The organism is Methylosinus trichosporium OB3b, assembly GCF_002752655.1.
Classification (GTDB): Bacteria; Pseudomonadota; Alphaproteobacteria; order Rhizobiales; family Beijerinckiaceae; genus Methylosinus; species Methylosinus trichosporium.
Map to the genome: position 1 here is coordinate 819,981 of NZ_CP023737.1, position 18,161 is coordinate 838,141.

Sequence of the window (18,161 nt, forward strand, 5' to 3'; positions counted from 1 at the left end):
GAAAGAAAGGCAGGCGCTGTTGCGAGAACCTCATGAGGGCGAGGCTGGCCCTGGTCGCTACCGTTATCCCTCTGTCGTGCCCGACCTGCCGGCGCCTCGCGAGTACCTACCCTTTCTGGAGGCGATGCACGAGCGTCGCTGGTATTCGAACTTCGGTCCGCTGACGCGACGTTTCGAGACGGGACTCGGCGAGGCCTTCGGAACTGCGGAAGAAACCTGCGTCACCGCTTCGAGCGCCACCGCCGGACTCTCCGCAGCCCTGCTCGCGACGGGACGCCCCGGCCCCGTGCTCGTGCCGGCCTTCACTTTTCCGGCGTCGCTCGGCGCCGTGCGCGCCGCTGGCATGATCCCCATCATCGTCGATGTCGATCGCCGCGATTGGACGCTTCGTCGCGACTGTTTAGAGCGCGCGCTGTCCGGCGCCGGCGCGACCGTCGTCATGTTCGTCACGCCTTTCGGCATGCGGCCAAACTTCGACGCCGAGATTGATCTGTGCCTGCGGGCGGGAGCCGCGGTGGTGATCGACAACGCCTCCGGCCTCGGCGTTCGGCGCTTCGCCGACGGGCTGCCCCGTGACGTCTTCGAGGTGTTCTCGATGCATGCGACGAAGCCATTCGCGATCGGCGAAGGCGGAGCCGTCTTTGCTCATCGCGACCATGACGAGGCCCTGCGCGCGGCTCTCGCCTTCGCCCTCGCTTCGCATCTTTCGCCCGACGGGCCGCGCTGGGGATTTAACGGCAAGATGTCGGAATTCCACGCGGCCGTCGGCCTTGCGCAACTGCCTCGCTTCGGCCCGGCGCTCCAGCGCCGGCAGGAGTTCGTCGCGCGCTATATCGACCTATTGGCGAATCGAGACGACCTCGAATTTCCGAGGGAGGCGGATCGCGCGCCTTGGCAGTTCTTTCCGGTCCTGCTCCCGAGTGAAGCGGCCGTCGAGCGCTTCGTGACGGCCGCCTCCGCAGTCGGCGTCGAGATTCGACGCTATTACCGGCCGAGCCTGTCGCTCTGGCCGGACGCTGCGACCTTCGGGCCTTGCGACGTGGCCGAAGACCTCGCGGATCGCATGTGCGTGCTTCCCGTGCGCTCGAACGCCGAGCGCGAAGAAGCGGAGGCGATCACCACGCTCACGGCAGAAGCGCTGAACGGCGCTCTTTGATACGAACGCCTATTCGTCCCGCTTCAACCAGTCGCGATAGTCCTGCTCGAGCCGGAGCGCGTCACGGCTTCGCTCGCGGACCTTGCGCGCTGGAATTCCGAAATAGGTCGTCCAGGGCGCCAAAGGCCGGCTTACCATGGAGTGGGCTCCGAGCACCGATCCCTCCTCGAACCGTGCGCCCGCCAATACGACGCCACCAGCCGCGACCGTTGCGTGACTGGCGAAATGAATCGGCGCAGTGCGCGGCCCCTTTCTGTCCCACTTCACCGTAGGATTGCTCAATGTCTTGCCGCTCAAATCCTCATTCGACGTGTAGATCCCGACGTAATGTGAGATATTCGTGAAATCTCCGAAGCGAATGGCCTCGGCGCCGGCTAGGACCGAATGACTGCCGATATGGATGTTATCGCCGAAGACGACGCCGCCGCGGTTCGAGATGACGACGAAAGGATCGATCCGAACTCGAGAGCCGAGAGATATCTTGGCGCAGTCGACGATCACCGCCGTGCTGTGGATCAGGACATCCTCCCCGAGCCTGGCGAAGCCGAGAGTTTCGAGAATGTCCCGAGGCAGAAACGCGCCATTCAATCCAGCCACTTCGGTTCCTCCACCGCCCCGCGATCCCGTTTCTTTCGAGCGCCTCTCGATGTTCGGGCGCCAGCTTTTGCGGAGCGACTTTAACCGGATTCTCCGGCGAGCGGGAGCGGCGCGTGGCGAAATCGCCTTTCGAGAAACGACATGTTAATGTGGCGCTTCCGCTGTTTTCCGCAGACCTCGCTGGAGGAGCAAGAATTCATGAGCCGCGACAAGGTCGTGCTTGCAGTCAATGTCGTCGATAACGCCGATACTCTGCGCGAGTTTCTTGACTGGCACCGGGCCATCGGCGTCGATTTCATTGTCGCATTCGACTCTGGATCTACGGATGGAAGTCGAGATATTTTCGATGAATACGCGAGATCTGGCGCGCTGAGCTGGATGTCTCAACCTCGAAAAAATATCGACGGGTTCGATCCGTTTTCCGAGCTGGCGAGGATTGCGCACGACCGGTTCGAGGCGGACTGGATTATAGTTGCCGATGCCGACGAATTTCTCTGCGTCACGGGAGACCTTCATAGTATTCTTCAAGAAGCAAAAAGAGACGAAATATCCGTATTGAGCGTCCCCCGTTTCAACATGACTGGGACACCCCCGGCGCCGGGTCAAAACGCTCTTGAAGTGTTGAACCTACGAATTGACCAGCCACTCGCGTTGAGCCGACAAGAAAGGCTGTCAGGAGATATCAAAATACCACAAATATTTGCTCCGATCAGGCCAAAAACTATCGTTCTGGCGTCACGATTTGTCGAATATGGAGCCGGAGCCCATACGGCCACGACATCATCTGGACGTACTGCCGAACGCGCCGAACTCAGAATGTTGCATTATCCATTCCGCAGTTTTGAGGAGTTCGAGAGGAAAGTCGAAAACATTACTGTCTGGATGGCTGCCAATACGCATCTGCCGCCGTCCTGGGGGTGGCATTGGCGCCGCTATATCCGTCTGCGTGAAGAAGGCCGGCTCAAACAAGAATTCGACGGGCAGTTCGCATCGCTCGAGCGCGCTCGACAACTGATCGAGGGAGGCGCCTGTTCGGTCGATGACACGATCGCGAGCTGGGTCAGAGGTTCCCTGCCGCGCCGGGCCTAGAGCGCGTTCCGATCGAACGGAATTCGCGAAAGAAGGCTGGAGCGTTATCCGATCCGATTGGATCGGATAACGCAGAAAACCCGCGCGCAAGCATAGATTACTTGAACGGAAACGTCGTGGTAAATGCGCCAGCGCCAAAAACGACATTGCTCGCCCCGATTGACGCAGCCGTCGCGCCGCCTATGACGCTCAGCCCCGTCGGACTCGCGTTCACGACGCTATTGGTGAGCGCCACCGTGTTGCCGGCGTTGGTGACCTGCACGCCGAAGGTCGTGTTTCCATCGATGAGCGTGTTGGCGATCGACGCGATATTGCCGACGCCGTTGCCCTGCACATTGACGCCGCCGTTATTGCGGAGAATCTGCGAATCTTTGATGAAGATGCGCGCATTGGCCACGCTGCTCACCATGTTCACGCCATTGCCGCTGAAGCGTCGGATCGCGCACCGGTTGATATAGACGAACTGCGCCGCGAGCACCTTCACGCCGTCGAGCCCCGTGCCGAGCCCCTCGATGTCGAGCCCCTCCAATACGACAGTGTCGGTCGCGCCGGCGTTGATGACGATGCCATTCGTGCCGGAGACCAAGACCCCCGCTTCGATGCTGTCGGAGCGGATGGTGATCGACTTGGTGATGGTGACGGCGCCGAAACCGCCAGGGTCGAGCGTGTTGATCTCGCCGCTTGCCGCCGTCTTCGAGATCGCGCCGGCGAAGGTCTTGCACGGCGCCGTGCGGCTGCAGGGATTGGCGTCGTCGCCCACCCCGGACACCCAGGTGCGCGACGCCTGCGCGTGCGCCGCCGGCGCGGCGATGACGAGCGTCGTAGCGACCAAGAGAAGGATATGCAAGAAATGACGGTATGACATGATGACTCCTCCCGAAGCGTAAGCAAAAACAGCGGAACTCTTTTGGACAGCACAATTTGTCATGATCTCGCGCCTGCTGTAAAGGTCTAGCAGCCTGATTTAACCGATTCGATAGGCTCGCTCTCGAGGCCCCTCAATTTCGATGAAGCTGACTGGTAGAGCGCATTCTGTTCGATCGAAGGATTCCGTTCCATCGGAACGCGTTCTAGCCTTCGAGCGCTCCGGCGACGGTCGGCGCCGGCGACCTCGGTCGCAGCGACGAGGACGGCGCGCCCATTGCGGAGGCGAGCGCCTTCGGATAGGTCATCGACAGATTCGACAGCCCCTCATGAGAAGAGCCGCCATGCCGTCGTTCCGCTCCCGCACCACCACCCATGGACGCAATATGGCCGGCGCGCGCGGCCTTTGGCGCGCGACGGGGATGAAGGACGAGGACTTCGGCAAGCCGATCATCGCCATCGCCAATTCCTTCACGCAATTCGTGCCGGGCCATGTGCACCTCAAAGATCTCGGCCAGCTGGTCGCGCGCGAGATCGAGAAGGCGGGCGGCGTCGCCAAGGAGTTCGACACCATAGCGATCGACGACGGCATCGCCATGGGCCATGACGGCATGCTCTATTCGCTGCCTTCGCGCGAGATCATCGCCGACAGCGTCGAATATATGTGCAACGCCCATTGCGCCGACGCTCTCGTCTGCATCTCGAATTGTGACAAGATCACCCCCGGCATGCTGATGGCCGCGTTGCGGCTGAACATCCCCACCGTCTTCGTCTCCGGCGGGCCGATGGAGGCCGGCAAGGTCGTGCTCGCGGGCCAGGCCCATGCGCTCGATCTCGTCGACGCCATGGTCGCGGCCGGCGACGACAAGGTGAGCGACAGCGACGTCGCCGCCATCGAGCGCTCGGCCTGCCCGACCTGCGGCTCCTGCTCGGGCATGTTCACCGCCAATTCGATGAACTGCCTCGCCGAGGCGCTCGGCCTCGCTCTGCCCGGCAATGGCACCACTCTGGCGACCCACGCCGATCGCGAGCGCCTGTTCGTCGAGGCCGGCCATCTCATCGTCGATCTCGCGCGCCGCTGGTACGAGCAGGATGACGCGCGCGCGCTGCCGCGCTCCATCGCGACTTTCGAGGCGTTCGAGAATGCGATGATGCTCGACATCGCCATGGGCGGCTCGACCAACACCGTTCTGCATATTCTCGCCGCCGCCTATGAGGCCGAGGTCCCCTTCACAATGGCCGACATCGACCGTCTGTCGCGGCGCGTGCCGGTGCTGTGCAAGGTGGCGCCCTCCCGGCCGGACGTGCATCTCGAGGATGTGCATCGCGCCGGCGGCATCTACGCCATTCTCGGCGAGCTTTTCCGCGCCGGCCTGCTGCACGCCGATCTGCCGACGGTCCATTCCGCCACTCTCGGCGAGGCGCTGGCGCGCTGGGACGTGCGCGTCTCCAACAGCGAGAGCGTCGCGACCTTCTATCGCGCCGCGCCCGGCGGCGTGCCGACGCAGGTCGCCTTCAGCCAGAACCGCCGCTTCGACGCGCTCGATCTCGACCGCGAGGCCGGCGTCGTGCGCGAGGCGGCGCACGCCTTCTCCAAGGACGGCGGCCTCGCCGTGCTGACCGGAAATCTGGCGCAGGACGGCTGCATCGTGAAGACAGCGGGCGTCGACGCTTCCATCCTGACCTTCTCCGGTCCGGCCCGCGTGTTCGAGAGCCAGGACGCGGCGGTCGACGCCATTCTCGGCAATAAAATCGTCGCCGGCGATGTGGTGGTGATCCGCTATGAGGGGCCGCGCGGCGGGCCGGGCATGCAGGAAATGCTCTATCCTACGAGCTATCTGAAGTCGAAAGGTCTCGGCAAAGCCTGCGCGCTGATCACCGACGGCCGCTTCTCCGGCGGCACCTCGGGCCTCTCCATCGGCCATGTCTCGCCGGAGGCGGCCGAGGGCGGGCTGATCGGCCTGGTGCAGGAAGGCGACTCTATCGAGATCGACATCCCCGCGCGCTCGATCCGCCTCGCCGTCTCCGACGAGGAGGTCGCCCGCCGCCGCGCCGCCGAGGAGGCGCGCGGCAAGGACGCCTGGAAGCCCGCCGCCCGCGCCCGCAAAATCTCGAAAGCGCTGCGCGCCTACGCCGCAATGACGACGAGCGCCGCCCGCGGCGCCGTGCGCGAGGTCCCCGAGTCATAAGCCGCCGTCATTGCGAGCGAAGCGAAGCAATCCAGAGACGCGGGGCGGACTCTGGATTGCTTATCCCGTAACGGTCCTGGTGACGTCGCCGCTCAGCGCGGCAGCACGGCCCAATAATCGAGATCGAGCAGCACCGCCGGATGCGGCTTGCCCTCGGCGGTCGTGAGCGGGAAATCAGCCGGCGGATGATCCTTGGTGGCGACGAGGCGCAGACGCAGCGCGCCAATGTCCGAGCGGCCCGGAATCTCCGCCTTGTCCAGCACCTCCGACCACGCGAACACGGTGCCGCCGGCGAACAGCGGATTGACATGCCGCCCGCCATTGACCGCCGCGATGTGGAAGGCGTTCTCGAGCCCATTGAACGACAGCGCGCGAGCCAGCGAGATCACATGGCCGCCATAGATGATGCGCTTTCCGAACCGGCCCTGCGCCTCGTAATATTGATTGAAATGCACCTTGGAGTTGTTCTGGTAGAGGCGCGTCGCGACCTGATGCTCGGCCTCCTCCACGGTCATGCCGTCGATATGGTCGATCTTCTCGCCGACCTCATAGTCGTCCCAGAAATAGGGCGAGCCGGCCAGATCCTTGTCATAGGCGGCGACATCGATCGAAGGAACCGCCTTGCCGAGATCGGCCGGCGCGACGCTCTTGGGCAGGCTCGGCACGACCTCCGGCCCGACCGGCGCGTCCTTGTCGCGCTTCTTCACCATCACCCAGCGGGCGTAGTCGAGAACGGTCTCGCCATGCTGATTCTTGCCGGTCGAGCGCACATAGACGACGCCGGTCTCCTTGTTGGAGTTCTCCTTGAGGCCGATCACCTCGGAGGTCGCCGTCAGCGTATCGCCCGGATAGACCGGCGCCAAAAATTTGAAATCGGCGTAGCCGAGATTGGCGATGGCGTTCAGCGACACGTCCGGCACGGTCTTGCCGAGCACGAAATGGAAGACGAGAATGTCGTCGATCGGCGCCTCGCGATAGCCGATGGCCTTGGCGAAAGCAGCAGACGACTGCACGGCGAAGCGCGGCAGATAGAGCGCCGTGTAGAGCGCGACGTCGCCCGATGTCACCGTGCGCGGGGCGGCGTGACGGATCACCTGGCCCAGCGAGAAATCCTCGAAGAAGTTTCCGACCTTCGACTTGCTCATGCCTCAACCATCGTTTGACGCGCAGGACTTCTCCAGCGCCGCGACCAGGGAAGCGGGATCTCCCGCGATGAACAGCTTTTTCAGCCGCGCCGTATGGCCGGCGGCGATCTGCACCGATCGCTTCGGCGCGCCCAGCGCCTGCGCGATCAGCGCGACCAGCGCCTCATTGGCGCGCCCGTCCTCCGGCGCCGCCCGCACCCTGGCCTTCAGCACAGCGCGGCCATCGGCGAGCGTCTCGACCCCGGAAAGCGCGTCACGCCCGCCCTTGGGCGTGAGGCGGACCCAGAGGACGACCCCCTCCGCTTCGACGCTCCAGGCTTTCGAATCGCCCATATCACCCCGAGATGAGCGCGCCGGCGATCAGATTGCGCAGAAACTGCAACGCCAGCAGCAGGATGATCGGCGAAATATCCATTCCGCCGAGGCTGGGCAGGACATTGCGGATCGGCCGCAGCACCGGCTCGGTCAGCGCGTTGAGCGCGTTCCACAGCGAATAGACGACCTGGGAACGCGTGTTCACCACGTCGAAAGCGATGAGCCAGGACATGATCGCCATGGCGATGACCACCCACCAATAGAGATCGATGATCGTGAAGAGGAGATTGACCACGGCAAATTGCATGTGACGTCGTTCCACCGATCGAGTTGGCGAATGTCTAACCTCCCTGCCCCGCCGCCGCAATCCCCGGGATGCGTGGCGGGCGGCGCCGCCGGTCGCGGTCTCGCCGCTCTCCGTCGCCCGGCGCTGGCGTTCGCCCCCAGCCTGTCCTAATCTTTTAGAAAATCTCAGCGGAGCGGCCGGATGGAGCAGAACGCCGACATAACCGCCGCCGTGCTCGTCATCGGCGACGAAATCCTCTCTGGCCGCACCCAGGACCAGAACTCCACCTATATCGCCCGCTACCTCGCCGAGATCGGCGTCGATCTGCGTGAGGTCCGCGTCGTGCCGGACATCGAGGCGGAGATCGTCGCCGCGCTCGACGCGCTGCGGCGCCGCTACACCTATGTCTTCACCACCGGCGGCATTGGCCCGACGCATGACGACATCACCGCCGACGCGGTCGCCAAAGCCTTCGGCGTCGCCATCGGCGAGGACGAGCGCGCCCTCGCCATGCTGCTGGAGCGCATCCCGCTGGAGCAGCTCAACCCCGCCCGCCGACGCATGGCGCGCATTCCCGCCGGGGCGACGCTGATCGAGAACGCCATCTCCAAGGCCCCCGGCTTCATGATCGGCAATGTCGTGGTGATGGCCGGCGTGCCGGTCATCATGCAGGCGATGCTGGACGCGGCGGCCGTGCATATCGTCAAAGGCGCGAAGGTGATGGTGGCGACAATCGACGCCCACGACATACCCGAGGGGCGCTACGCCGCCGATCTCGAGGCGATCGCCAAGGCGCACGAAAAAGTAACCGTGGGGTCCTACCCCTCCTTCTCCAGCGCCGGCGTGCGCAATCAGATCGTGCTGCGCAGCCGCGACGCGAACGAGCTCGAAAAAGCGACGCAGGAAGCGCGCGCGCTGATCGCGCGCCTTCACGGCGAGCGAACGCTGATCTGAGGACGCATGACGCCGACCGACCAAAAAGCCTTTCCCGTTTCCTGGGACGCCTTCCACCGCGATGCGCGCGCGCTCGCCTGGCGCCTGTCCTCGATCGGCGGCTTTTCCGCGATCGTCGCCGTGACGCGCGGCGGGCTGGTGCCGGCCGGCGTCGTCGCGCGCGAACTCGGCATCCGCGTCATCGATACGATCTGCGTCGCCAGCTATCACGAGGAGAATCAGCGCGGCGACGTCGTCGTGCTGAAGCCCTTGTCGGAGACGATCCTCGCGCGTCCCAGCGAGGAGGTGTTGGTCATCGACGATCTCGTCGATACCGGCGCCACCGCCAAAGTGGTGCGTGCGCTGCTGCCCAAGGCCCATTTCGCCACCGTCTACGCCAAGCCGCAGGGTCGGCCGATGGTCGACACCTTCGTCACCGAGGTGTCGCAGGACACCTGGATCTTCTTCCCCTGGGACACCGGCCTGTCATTTCAGGCGCCGATTTCCGCGCACGGCGCCTGAGCGGCGAGCGCTGCCCCGCAACGACTGGGGCGGCGTCATTGCGAGGAGCAAAGCGACGAAGCAACCCTGGGGCCGCCCCGCGGCTCTGGATTGCTTCGCTGCGCTCGCAATGACGGACCCAGCTTCCGTTGAGTTCACATCAAGATAGGAATAACTTTCCATTATTTGACGCAATAGGACTACCCCACGCCCTTGGTCAGAAAGTGTCGCCCTGTCTGCGCGCGCCCGATCGGCTGGACACGCCGCCCCTCGCCCGTCACGCCCTTGGGCTGCCAGCCCGGCACCAGCTGATGCTTGCCCGGGCCGATCAGATCGGCGCGGCCCATCGCCTTCAGCGCCTCGCGCAACATCGGCCAATTCTCGGGATCGTGATAGCGCAGAAAGGCCTTGTGCAGCCGGCGCTGCCGCAACCCCTTCACCGCCTCGACGCGCTCGGACGCGCCGCGCCGCACCGGCTTCAGAGGATCGAAGCCCGAATGATACATGGCCGTCGACAGCGCCATCGGCGAAGGCAGGAAGGTCTGCACCTGATCGGCGCGATATTTGTTGCGCTTCAGCCACAGCGCCAGATTCATCATATCCTCGTCGGTCGTGCCCGGATGCGCGGCGATGAAATAGGGAATGAGGTAATATTCCTTCTTGGCCGCCCGCGCCGCCGCATCGAATAATTGCTTGAACCGATCATAGGAGCCGATGCCCGGCTTCATCATCTTCGATAGCGGCCCCTCTTCCGTATGCTCGGGCGCGATCTTCAGATAGCCGCCGACATGGTGCTCGACGAGCTCGCGAATATAGGCCGGGCTCTTGACCGCGAGATCATAGCGCACGCCCGAGGCCACCATCACCTTCTTGAGGCCGGGGAGCGCGCGCGCCTTGCGATAGAGCTGGATCAACGGATCATGGTTCGTGTCGAGATTCTTGCAGACATCCGGATAGACGCAGGACGGCCGCCGGCACAGAGCCTCCGTCTCTTTGTCGCGGCAGGCGAGGCGATACATATTCGCCGTCGGCCCGCCGATGTCTGAGATGATGCCGGTGAACCCTTCCGTCTTGTCGCGGATGATCTCGATCTCGCGCAGGATCGACTCTTCCGAGCGCGATTGGATGATGCGGCCCTCATGCTCGGTGATCGAGCAGAAGGAGCAGCCGCCGAAGCAGCCGCGCATGATCGTCACCGAATGGCGGATCATCTCCCAGGCCGGAATCTTCGCGCCCTCATAGGAGGGATGCGGCGCGCGCGCGAAGGGCAGATCATAGACGCCGTCCATCTCCGCCATGGTCAGCGGAATGGGCGGCGCGGTGAGCCAGAGGTCCTTGTCGCCGTGGCGCTGCGTCAGCGGGCGGGCGTTGCCGGGATTGCTCTCCTTGTGCAGCACCCGCGACACGCGCGCGTAGGCTTCCGCATCGCGCGAGACTTGCTCGTAAGCCGGCAGACGAATGACGACATCGCCCGGCGCCCGTGTGCGTCCTTCGTCCGGACTGTCCAGATCTTCGGCCGAGGCTTCGGTCCAGCCTTCCGGCGTCGCGTCGCGCAGCAGAGCGAGGCCGCGAATGTCGGAAAAATCCTGCGCGAGCCCGCGCTTGGCGATCCGATGCGCGACCTCGACCAACGCGCGCTCGGCGTTGCCATAGAGCAAGAGATCGGCCTTGGCGTCGAGCAGGATGGAGCGCCGCACCTTATCCGACCAATAATCATAATGGGCGATGCGGCGCAGCGACGCCTCGATCCCGCCGAGCACGACGGGCGCCTCGGGAAACGCCTCGCGGCAGCGCTGCGCATAGACGATGACGGCGCGGTCCGGACGCCGTCCGCCCTCGCCGCCGGGCGTGTAGGAATCATTGTGGCGCAGGCGACGGTCCGACGTGTAGCGGTTGACCATCGAATCCATATTGCCGCTGGTGACGCCGAAGAAGAGATTGGGTTTTCCCAGCGCCTTGAAAGCGGAGGCGTCGCGCCAATCCGGCTGCGCGATGATGCCGACGCGAAAGCCCTGCGCCTCCAGCAGCCGGCCGACGATCGCCATGCCGAAGCTCGGATGGTCGATATAGGCGTCGCCGGTGACGAGGATCACATCGCAGGAATCCCAGCCGAGCGCCTCCATCTCCGCCCGCGACATGGGCAGAAAAGGCGCGACGCCGAACCGGTGAGCCCAATACTTCCGATAGGAAAACAGAGGCTTGGCGTCTTGATGAGGAGCGAGCGAGGAGGCCATGGCGGTACTAGGCGAGTTTTTCGTCCGGCGTCAATCGCCGAGATCGGCAATCGATTGACGATCGGCGACGCCTGGTCGCGAGCGACATCCTGGGAGATGCCGGCCTTTGCGGCTCTCGGGAGCTTATTTCCGGTCGAGCCCGGCAAAAAAAAGCGAGCGCCACGCAAGGTCGCCCGACTATCAATTCAGCCGCCGAAACCACGGCGCGCTCGCCGCGCCCCGCGTCGGCGCGTCTCTTGGCTTTTTGCGGGAGCGGTCGCCATGGCGCGGCGAGCGTCAACGCCGATGCGAGGCGTCGGCTTTCTCGAAAACACAGGCGACAGCCCCTCTTTGGATCGAGATCCGAGAATTGCTTCGATGAGCGTAAGCCAGATCATCCTGCAGACGACGCGTGACATATTTCAGAACTCGAGATTTCTGCAGGCCGCCGACGCCCCGGAACGAGCGTGTCGGCGCGCCTTCACCGCGGTCTTCTCCGTCGCCGCGCTGTGGTTCGTGCTGCACCCTTATCACGGGGTCGTGCATGATGGACGACTCTACGCGCTGCAGGCGCTGAACGCGCTGCAGGCCGATCAATTCGCATCCGACCTCTACTTCCGCTACGGGTCTCAGGACTCCTTCACGGTATTCTCGTCGCTCTATAGGCCTTTAGTCGCAGCCTTCGGCGTGAGCTCAGCGCATTATATAACGACACTTGCGGGGGAGGCCGCGTTCGTGTTCGGCCTCGCTTTTTTCGTGCGGACGCTTTTGCCCGACCGGCGTGAGGCACTATTTGCCTTCGTCGGCGCGATCGCGGAGCAATCCAGCTACGGCAGCTCGGGAATTTTTCACTACGATGAGATTTTCGCTACGCCGCGCCCATTCGCTGAAGCCCTGGTGTTGGCGGCGTTCGGCGTAGCGTTCACGGGAAAACCCGTCCTTGGTTGGCTCGCACTCGCCGCGGCGGCGGCGCTGCATCCCTTAATGGCTCTGACCGGCATCGCCAGCCTCGGTCTTCTGGCGGCGCAAAAAGACCGGCGGCTGCTGATGCTGGGTGCGGCGACGGCGGCGCTCGGTGTGCTCCTCGGCGCCTCGTCAGTCCAACCTTTCGCGCGTCTGTTCGAGACGTTCGACCCGGAATGGTTCGACATCGTTCGTCGCAGATGCGGTTTCGGCTTCCTCACGCGATGGACCATCGACGACTTTCTCACCGTTGCAGCCGCTCTGGGACCGGCCGTGATCTGCCTGCGGTGGAGAGATCGCGCGCTGCGCAGCCTCGCGCTGGTGTTTTCCGTTGTTTCGCTGTGCGGCATGGCGCTCACTTTCATCAGCGGAGACGTCGGCCGGGACGTCTTGGTGGTCAATATCCAGCCCTGGAGAGCCCTGTGGCTCAGCCGCCTGCTGGGAAATATCATCGTCGTCGTGATCGTGCTGCGCGCGCCGCCCGACAGTCTCTATCGTTGGCCCCTCCTTGTCGCCGCGATCTTGTCGGCGTTTGCCCGGCTCGGCTTCTTCATGCCCGCTCTGGCCGATTTCCTCTTGATCGTGGCATTGGCGTTTTGCTTTTTCGAGAGCCGATCCGCAAAGCCCGTTACCGCTTCGATCAGGAAAGCCGTGCTGGCGTTGTCGGGCGTCGCCGCGGTCTCCCCCGTGCTGTTCGGCTGGATTCTTTCCATCAAACCGGGGTTCTCCACCGACTGCGCGCTGGTTCTCGTCGGCGCAGTGTCGTGCGGGCTCTTGATCGCTCTCGATCGCGGCCGTGTGTTTGTCCCCGGAGCGAGCGTGGCGGCGACGCTCGCGCTGGCGGCGGCGCTGCTGTTGAACGACCGGCGGACAGAGTGGCGTCGTTTCATCGAAGCGCCAGGGGCAGCGGACGACCTCAGGGGCTTCGTCGGCGACAGCGCCAATCTCTATTGGGACGACAGTCCCGAGATCATGTGGTTCAAGCTCGGACGGCCGTCCTATTACTCTTGCCTGCAGGGAACGGGCGTCATGTTCTACCGCGGAACGGCGATCGACTACGCCCGTCGCGGTAGCGCGTTGGCGAAGCTCGATGCGCCTAATTACCACCATGCTCCGGACCATGCCTGCTATCATCAGCCGGAGCAGCCGACCGATGGGCCGCTTTCCCTCGACGACCTTCGCCGCGTATGTCGTGCGCTTCCCGATCTCGACGGGATCGTTCTCGGAGTCGCGCTGCCGGACGCATCGCCTCGAATATGGAACTCGCCAGCGCCGCGATATTACGTCGGCTATGACAAAATCGAAACCGTCACGACATTCTACAAATATATGTGCCGTGACCTACGGTCGTTCTCCTTCCGACTGGAGCGCGCCGAGCCCTGAGTCGACACTCGATCGCCAATAGAAAGCGCGAAGCCGAAGGCGCGTAAAGAGGAGAGCAAATCCCGTGTCGAAGACCATTGACGCCCCCGTTTTGATCACCGGCGGAGCCGGCTTCTTCGGCTCCCTGCTGGTCGAGCGTCTCATCGCCGAAGGCGAGCATTGCGTCGTGGTGGACTTGCAACGCTGCGACAAGCGGCATGAGCGTCTGACCGCGATAGAGGGCGACATTCGCGACGCCGCCATGCTCGACAGGCTCTGCGCCGAGCGCCGCTTCAAGACCATCTACCATTGCGCCGCCATGCTCGCCCATGCGGTCGAGGACAAGACCTTTCTCTGGGAGTCCAATGTCGACGGCACCCGCAATGTCGCCGAAGCCGCGGCGCGGCACGGCGTACGCGCGCTCGTCTTTCTCTCGTCGAACTGCCTCTGGGCCGAAAATATGGGCCGTCCCGTGCGCGAGGACGACGAGCCCGCGCCCGTCGAAATCTACGGCAAGTCCAAATGGGAGGGAGAGAAGATTCTGGCAGGCTATGCGGATCGCTTGAACGTCGTCTCGATTCGCTGCCCGACCATCATCGACGAGGGACGGCTGGGGCTCCTCGCCATATTGTTCGAGTTCATCGCCGAGGGCCGCAAGGTCTGGGTGGTGGGCGGCGGACGCAACCGCTATCAGTTCATCTACGCCCAGGATTTGATCGCCGCCTGCATCGCCGCGGCCGACTATCCGGGCTCGGAGGTCTTCAACATCGGCTCGGACAATGTGGAGACGTTCCGTGAGGTCTACGGCTCGGTGATCGCGAGAGCCGGCACCAGGGCGCGAGTCGCCTCATTGCCGCGCCGCGCGACGCTGTTTGCGATGCGGCTCGCCCATACGCTCGGAGTTTCCCCTCTCGGCCCCTATCAATATCGGATGATCGCCGAGGACTTCGTCTTCGACACGTCGAAGATCAAAGCCGCGCTGCAATGGCGCCCCACTCTGTCGAACGCCGATATGCTCTGGCTCGCCTATCGCTATTTCGAGCAGCACCGCGCCGCCATCCAATCGCGCCGCGACGTCTCCGCCCATAAGCAAGCCGCGCGCATGGGCGTCATTCGCCTGCTGAAATGGGTGAGCTGAACCGGCGCGCCGCGCGGATTTGCTGCGGAAGCAACGCTGCGCTATCAGACGAACGAAGAGGGGGCGGACCGGTCGCAAGCCTCCCCGATGCGGACGTGGCGGAACTGGTAGACGCAAGGGACTTAAAATCCCTCGGGCCATGCCCATGCGGGTTCGATCCCCGCCGTCCGCACCATTAGACGAGCAGCGAGCCTGAACGCTCTCGGACGCATCGAATTGGGCGACATCACCCCGTGACGCGCCAGCTCCCGTCCGGCCGCTTGCACGCCTGCCCCTTCGCCTGCTGCGGGCGCCCGTCGATGAACACCTTATGCGTGTAGTCACGGCAGCCGCCGACGCCATTCTCCGCCGCGGGCTCGACGAAACCATAGGCGCCATGCGCGCCGCGCCAGCTCCTGCGCTCGCCGGAATTCACCGCCTCCTGCTGAGCCGCGATCGCCATCGCGCGATCTGCCGCGCCGAGCTCGCGGCCGACCGCCGAGCCGATGACTCCCGGCGCAGGAGGCTCGGGCGCGGCGGCCACGATTTTCGCCGCCTCGGGCGCGGAGCTGTTGCAGCCGCCGAGCGCCGCGAAGAAGCCGAAGACCAAGAAGCAACCGCCGATCGACCGCATGGACGCTTTCCCCTTCATGTGCATCCGCAATTTGGTCATGGCTCGAGGCGGGCGCTCTGTCAAAGCCCCGGGAGCCGCGCCTGCGCCCGCAAGCCTCCGAGCGGGCTCTCGCCGAGGCGCAGCGAGCCGCCGTAATCGGCGGCGAGCTCGGTGACGATCGACAGGCCGAGGCCCGAGCCGGGCCGCGTCTCGTCGAGCCTCTGCCCCCGCGCCATGGCGCGCTCGCGCAGATGCGGCGCGAGGCCCGGCCCGTCGTCGTCTATGGTGACGACCAGCACGCTGCGCCCCGCCGCCCCGCTCTCGAGCGCGACCTCGAGGCGCACCGCGCCGGTCGCCCATTTGCCCGCATTGTCGAGCAGATTACCGACGATCTCCTCGAAATCCTGCCGTTCTCCGAGAAAGCGCCAGCCCGCCGGCGCGCCGCCGGCGAAGGCGACGCCGCGTTCGCCATAAATCTTGGCGAAGACGCGCAGCAGCGCCTCGACCACCGGCGCGACCTCGGTCGTCGCGCCGATGGCGCCGGCGCGCGCCGCCGCCCGCGCCCGCTCGAGATAAAAGGCGATCTGGTCGCGCATCACCTTCGCCTGCTCGCTCACCTTGCCCGCCAGCGGCGACGGCGCGGCGTCCGCCTCGTTGATGATGACGCTGAGCGGCGTCTTCAACGCATGGGCGAGATTGCCGACCTGCGTGCGCGAGCGCTCGACGATGTCGCGATTGGCGGCGATCATCAGATTGAGCTCGTCGGCGAGCGGCGCGATCTCGGTCGGATAGGCGCCCTCGATGCGCGCGCGCTCGCCGCGGCGGATGGTCGACAATTCGCCCTGCAGCAAACGCAGAGGCAAGAGGCCGAAGCGCACCTGAAAGGCGGAGCCGAGCGCCAGCGCGATGGCGAGCAGCGAGAAGGCGACGATCAGCGACCAGCGAAAGCGCGCGATCTGGCTCTCGGTCTCTTCGGTGGTCGCCGCCACCTGCACCAGATAGACGCCGATGTCGCCGACATCGATGACGCGCTCGACGATGCGCAGCATGCGCCCGTCCGGACCCATGGCGACGCCGCGCCGCATGCCGCCGGTCTCGGCGGGCACATGCAGATCGGAGAGCTTGGGCAGGCGCGCCGCGAACAGCGAACGCGAGGCCTTGATCTCGTGCGCCTCGTCGTCGAGCCGCGTGATCTGCCAATACCAGCCCGAGCGCGCCAGCTCGAAATGTGGATCGCCGAGCTGACCGGGACCGGTGCGGCCCTCTTCACCCGATTCGGAGACATCGGCGACGATGGCGCGCAGATACACGTCGAGCCGCTGCTCGAACACATCCTCAGCCGTCGTCCGGTAATATTCGGTGAGCGCGAGCCCCGCGAGCATCAGCACGGCGGAGCTCAGCGCCGCCGCCGTCAGGAACAGCCGCGCCGCGATCGACCGGCCGGAAAAGCGCAGCCAGCGCATTGGCGCGCGTCAGCGTCCGCCGGCCAAGGGCGGCGCCGCCATATAGCCGAGGCCCCGCACCGTCTGAATCACATCGACGCCGAGCTTCTTGCGCAGGCGCCCGACGAACACCTCGACCGTGTTCGAGTCCCGGTCGAAATCCTGATCGTAGAGATGCTCGACGATTTCGCCGCGCGAGACGACGCGGCCGTTGTGATGCATCAGATAGGCGAGCAGCCGATATTCATGGGAGGTCAGCTTGACCGCATTCCCGTCGACGACGACGCGGCCGGCCTTGGTGTCGAGCCGCACCGGCCCGCAGACGATCTCGCTGGTGGCATGGCCGGCGGCTCGCCGCAGCAGCGCGCGCATACGCGCCAGCAGCTCCTCCATATGGAAAGGCTTGGCGACATAATCATCGGCGCCGGCGTCGAAGCCCTGCACCTTGTCGCTCCAGCGGTCGCGCGCGGTCAGGATCAGCACGGGCATGGTCCGCCCGGCCTTGCGCCATTGCTCCAGCACGCTGACGCCGTCCTTCTTGGGCAGGCCGATGTCGAGCACCACCGCGTCATAGGGCTCGGTGTCGCCGAGAAAATGCCCCTCGTCGCCGTCGAAGGCGCGGTCGACGGCATAGCCCGCCTGCTCCAGCGCGGTGACGAGCTGACGGTTCAAATCCTTGTCGTCCTCGACGACCAGCAGACGCAACGCCCCCTCCCCCGCTCGAATCGCATTCTTGTCACCGTCATTTGTGACCAGGATGCGGCTGCCCGTTCGTCGCGTCGAGATAAATTCGCAAGACGCGCCCGTCGCGCCGCAACATGCTGATCTCATAGACCAGCGCGTCACGGTCGCGGCACAGCTTGGCGGCGATCGGCTCGGCATGGGCGGCCGAGCTCGCCGCCTGCATCGAGGCGAAGGGATCGGCGAGACGGCGGTCGGCGATCAGATGGCGCGTCTCCGCCATGGGAAAGCATTGAAACTCCGCCCCCTCGCCGCGGGCCGCGACGGGAGCGGCGAAGGCGAAAGCGGCGGCGAGCCGAGGCCAGAACGGGGACGGGGCGCGTATCTTCACATCCGCCACTATGACGAGCCCCGTCTGAACGATGCGTGAACGCGGGGACAGCGGCGACGCGGCGGCGCCGCCGCTCGCCTTGTCAGCCGCGCCGCTCCGGCACCACCACGGCGAGAACGCCGCCGATCGCCGCGCCGAGCGTGATCAGACTGTCGCCGAGCACACCCGGCGCGATGGAGTGCGCCAGTGCGGCGACGACGCCGGTTCCCGCCCAGGTGCTCGGCTCCGCCATGCGGGCGGCGAGCCATTTCCAGGCGGCGGAATATGACAATTGCATATCTTCATCCTCGCTGTTTCGCCGGGA

At 64.9% G+C, this 18,161-nt stretch carries 18 protein-coding genes and 1 tRNA gene; 8 read left to right on the forward strand and 11 right to left on the reverse strand.

Translation table 11 applies throughout. The annotated features are described in order from the left end of the window. The first annotated feature begins 19 nt into the window (after window positions 1-19). A complete protein-coding gene (locus tag CQW49_RS03895; protein WP_157926061.1) occupies window positions 20-1,156 on the forward strand; it encodes a DegT/DnrJ/EryC1/StrS family aminotransferase in 1,137 nt (378 codons plus the stop codon). A gap of 9 nt (window positions 1,157-1,165) precedes the next feature. On the opposite strand, the gene CQW49_RS03900 is transcribed toward CQW49_RS03895, so the two are convergent. Then, entirely contained in the window at window positions 1,166-1,753 is a 588-nt protein-coding gene (locus CQW49_RS03900) for an acyltransferase (RefSeq protein WP_003610427.1), read from the reverse strand. 198 nt (window positions 1,754-1,951) lie between these two features. Between CQW49_RS03900 and CQW49_RS03905 the strand changes: the two genes are divergently transcribed. Next, window positions 1,952-2,842, forward strand: a complete 891-nt coding sequence (locus tag CQW49_RS03905; RefSeq protein WP_003610425.1) for a glycosyltransferase family 2 protein — start codon at window positions 1,952-1,954, stop codon at window positions 2,840-2,842. Window positions 2,843-2,939: 97 nt separating this feature from the next. Here the strand turns inward: CQW49_RS03905 and CQW49_RS03910 are convergent, their stop codons facing one another. Beyond that, a complete protein-coding gene (locus tag CQW49_RS03910; RefSeq protein WP_003610423.1) occupies window positions 2,940-3,707 on the reverse strand; it encodes a right-handed parallel beta-helix repeat-containing protein in 768 nt (255 codons plus the stop codon). A gap of 343 nt (window positions 3,708-4,050) precedes the next feature. Here CQW49_RS03910 and ilvD point away from each other — a divergent pair, with 343 nt between their 5' ends. Beyond that, window positions 4,051-5,895 carry a dihydroxy-acid dehydratase gene (gene ilvD / locus CQW49_RS03915; RefSeq protein ID WP_003610420.1) on the forward strand — a complete coding sequence of 615 codons (1,845 nt, stop codon included), beginning with the start codon at window positions 4,051-4,053 and terminating at the stop codon, window positions 5,893-5,895. A 92-nt stretch (window positions 5,896-5,987) separates the two neighbouring features. Here the strand turns inward: ilvD and CQW49_RS03920 are convergent, their stop codons facing one another. Genes CQW49_RS03920 through CQW49_RS03930 form a run of 3 tightly spaced genes read right to left on the reverse strand, consistent with a single transcriptional unit; the run spans window position 5,988 to window position 7,662 of the window. Continuing rightward, window positions 5,988-7,040, reverse strand: coding sequence for a MaoC family dehydratase (locus tag CQW49_RS03920; protein ID WP_003610419.1), 1,053 nt, complete (start codon window positions 7,038-7,040; stop codon window positions 5,988-5,990). Between the two features lie 3 nt (window positions 7,041-7,043). Next, window positions 7,044-7,373 carry a DUF167 family protein gene (locus tag CQW49_RS03925; RefSeq protein ID WP_003610417.1) on the reverse strand — a complete coding sequence of 110 codons (330 nt, stop codon included), beginning with the start codon at window positions 7,371-7,373 and terminating at the stop codon, window positions 7,044-7,046. Window position 7,374: 1 nt separating this feature from the next. Then, window positions 7,375-7,662 (reverse strand): YggT family protein, encoded by a 288-nt coding sequence (locus tag CQW49_RS03930; RefSeq protein WP_003610415.1) that lies wholly within the window; start codon window positions 7,660-7,662, stop codon window positions 7,375-7,377. Window positions 7,663-7,842: 180 nt separating this feature from the next. Here CQW49_RS03930 and CQW49_RS03935 point away from each other — a divergent pair, with 180 nt between their 5' ends. Further along, window positions 7,843-8,595 (forward strand): competence/damage-inducible protein A, encoded by a 753-nt coding sequence (locus CQW49_RS03935; RefSeq protein WP_003610413.1) that lies wholly within the window; start codon window positions 7,843-7,845, stop codon window positions 8,593-8,595. A gap of 6 nt (window positions 8,596-8,601) precedes the next feature. After that, on the forward strand, window positions 8,602-9,096 hold the full coding sequence (gene gpt / locus CQW49_RS03940) for a xanthine phosphoribosyltransferase (protein ID WP_003610411.1): 495 nt from the start codon (window positions 8,602-8,604) through the stop codon (window positions 9,094-9,096). 179 nt (window positions 9,097-9,275) lie between these two features. Here the strand turns inward: gpt and CQW49_RS03945 are convergent, their stop codons facing one another. Continuing rightward, window positions 9,276-11,309: a YgiQ family radical SAM protein gene (locus CQW49_RS03945; protein WP_003610408.1), complete on the reverse strand. Its 2,034-nt coding sequence runs from the start codon at window positions 11,307-11,309 to the stop codon at window positions 9,276-9,278. A gap of 261 nt (window positions 11,310-11,570) precedes the next feature. Between CQW49_RS03945 and CQW49_RS03950 the strand changes: the two genes are divergently transcribed. The 3 genes from CQW49_RS03950 (at window position 11,571) to CQW49_RS03960 (ending at window position 14,926) form a co-directional block, all read left to right on the forward strand. Next, complete coding sequence (locus CQW49_RS03950) at window positions 11,571-13,634, forward strand: hypothetical protein (RefSeq protein WP_157926062.1); 2,064 nt, start codon at window positions 11,571-11,573, stop codon at window positions 13,632-13,634. Window positions 13,635-13,698: 64 nt separating this feature from the next. After that, window positions 13,699-14,751, forward strand: a complete 1,053-nt coding sequence (locus tag CQW49_RS03955) for an NAD-dependent epimerase/dehydratase family protein (RefSeq protein WP_003610404.1) — start codon at window positions 13,699-13,701, stop codon at window positions 14,749-14,751. An 89-nt stretch (window positions 14,752-14,840) separates the two neighbouring features. Next, a tRNA-Leu gene (locus tag CQW49_RS03960) sits at window positions 14,841-14,926 on the forward strand. Window positions 14,927-14,977: 51 nt separating this feature from the next. On the opposite strand, the gene CQW49_RS03965 is transcribed toward CQW49_RS03960, so the two are convergent. The 5 genes from CQW49_RS03965 to CQW49_RS03985 all read right to left on the reverse strand — a co-directional run bounded on the left by CQW49_RS03965 (window position 14,978) and on the right by CQW49_RS03985 (window position 18,134). Then, window positions 14,978-15,364 (reverse strand): hypothetical protein, encoded by a 387-nt coding sequence (locus CQW49_RS03965; RefSeq protein WP_051418935.1) that lies wholly within the window; start codon window positions 15,362-15,364, stop codon window positions 14,978-14,980. A 59-nt stretch (window positions 15,365-15,423) separates the two neighbouring features. Further along, window positions 15,424-16,806, reverse strand: coding sequence for a sensor histidine kinase (locus CQW49_RS03970; RefSeq protein ID WP_003610402.1), 1,383 nt, complete (start codon window positions 16,804-16,806; stop codon window positions 15,424-15,426). A gap of 9 nt (window positions 16,807-16,815) precedes the next feature. Next, entirely contained in the window at window positions 16,816-17,490 is a 675-nt protein-coding gene (locus tag CQW49_RS03975) for a response regulator transcription factor (RefSeq protein WP_003610401.1), read from the reverse strand. A 37-nt stretch (window positions 17,491-17,527) separates the two neighbouring features. After that, window positions 17,528-17,866: a PepSY domain-containing protein gene (locus CQW49_RS03980; RefSeq protein ID WP_003610400.1), complete on the reverse strand. Its 339-nt coding sequence runs from the start codon at window positions 17,864-17,866 to the stop codon at window positions 17,528-17,530. Window positions 17,867-17,939: 73 nt separating this feature from the next. Beyond that, complete coding sequence (locus tag CQW49_RS03985; protein WP_003610399.1) at window positions 17,940-18,134, reverse strand: hypothetical protein; 195 nt, start codon at window positions 18,132-18,134, stop codon at window positions 17,940-17,942. Between the last annotated feature and the right edge of the window lie 27 nt (window positions 18,135-18,161).

What these genes read in the sequence shown, in the direction of transcription:
- CQW49_RS03910 (WP_003610423.1), bottom strand. Translation starts at nt 3,707, where the DNA reads ATGTCATACCGTCATTTCTTGCATATCCTTCTCTTGGTCGCTACGACG.
- ilvD (WP_003610420.1), top strand. Translation starts at nt 4,051, where the DNA reads ATGCCGTCGTTCCGCTCCCGCACCACCACCCATGGACGCAATATGGCC.
- CQW49_RS03930 (WP_003610415.1), bottom strand. Translation starts at nt 7,662, where the DNA reads ATGCAATTTGCCGTGGTCAATCTCCTCTTCACGATCATCGATCTCTAT.
- CQW49_RS03935 (WP_003610413.1), top strand. Translation starts at nt 7,843, where the DNA reads ATGGAGCAGAACGCCGACATAACCGCCGCCGTGCTCGTCATCGGCGAC.
- CQW49_RS03905 (WP_003610425.1), top strand. Translation starts at nt 1,952, where the DNA reads ATGAGCCGCGACAAGGTCGTGCTTGCAGTCAATGTCGTCGATAACGCC.
- CQW49_RS03985 (WP_003610399.1), bottom strand. Translation starts at nt 18,134, where the DNA reads ATGCAATTGTCATATTCCGCCGCCTGGAAATGGCTCGCCGCCCGCATG.
- CQW49_RS03950 (WP_157926062.1), top strand. Translation starts at nt 11,571, where the DNA reads ATGGCGCGGCGAGCGTCAACGCCGATGCGAGGCGTCGGCTTTCTCGAA.
- CQW49_RS03925 (WP_003610417.1), bottom strand. Translation starts at nt 7,373, where the DNA reads ATGGGCGATTCGAAAGCCTGGAGCGTCGAAGCGGAGGGGGTCGTCCTC.
- CQW49_RS03970 (WP_003610402.1), bottom strand. Translation starts at nt 16,806, where the DNA reads ATGCGCTGGCTGCGCTTTTCCGGCCGGTCGATCGCGGCGCGGCTGTTC.
- gpt (WP_003610411.1), top strand. Translation starts at nt 8,602, where the DNA reads ATGACGCCGACCGACCAAAAAGCCTTTCCCGTTTCCTGGGACGCCTTC.
- CQW49_RS03920 (WP_003610419.1), bottom strand. Translation starts at nt 7,040, where the DNA reads ATGAGCAAGTCGAAGGTCGGAAACTTCTTCGAGGATTTCTCGCTGGGC.
- CQW49_RS03945 (WP_003610408.1), bottom strand. Translation starts at nt 11,309, where the DNA reads ATGGCCTCCTCGCTCGCTCCTCATCAAGACGCCAAGCCTCTGTTTTCC.
- CQW49_RS03965 (WP_051418935.1), bottom strand. Translation starts at nt 15,364, where the DNA reads ATGCGGTCGATCGGCGGTTGCTTCTTGGTCTTCGGCTTCTTCGCGGCG.